The organism is Paraburkholderia sp. SIMBA_027 (genome assembly GCF_046535315.1).
Classification (GTDB): Bacteria; Pseudomonadota; Gammaproteobacteria; order Burkholderiales; family Burkholderiaceae; genus Paraburkholderia; species Paraburkholderia tropica.
Genome location: NZ_JAWRWY010000838.1, coordinates 1 through 263, shown reverse-complemented (window position 1 = coordinate 263; position 263 = coordinate 1). Strand labels below are relative to the sequence as shown.

General features: G+C 68.4%; 1 protein-coding gene. It reads right to left on the bottom strand.

Annotated elements, in window-relative coordinates; all coding sequences use genetic code 11:
* Window positions 1-263: response regulator transcription factor (locus SB764_RS41425; protein ID WP_410866958.1), on the bottom strand; the 263-nt coding region annotated here is incomplete at both ends.

Sequence of the window (263 nt, the reverse complement as noted above, 5' to 3'; positions counted from 1 at the left end):
CAAGCGGTCGAGCGGCGACGCGGTCGCGCTCGCCTGGATCATCCGCGCGGCGAGCCCTTCGCTGAAGAACGTCTGCCCGGCCAGCACCGCGCCGATCGCGCGGACGATCTCGCTCGCCGGCGAATCCTTCAGCAGGTAGCCGCTCGCGCCGGCGCGCACGGCCTGCGTCACGTATTCGATGTTGTCGTGCATCGACAGCATCAGCACGCGAATCCCCGGAAAGCGTTCGTGGAACACGCCGGCGAGCGTGATGCCGTTCATCC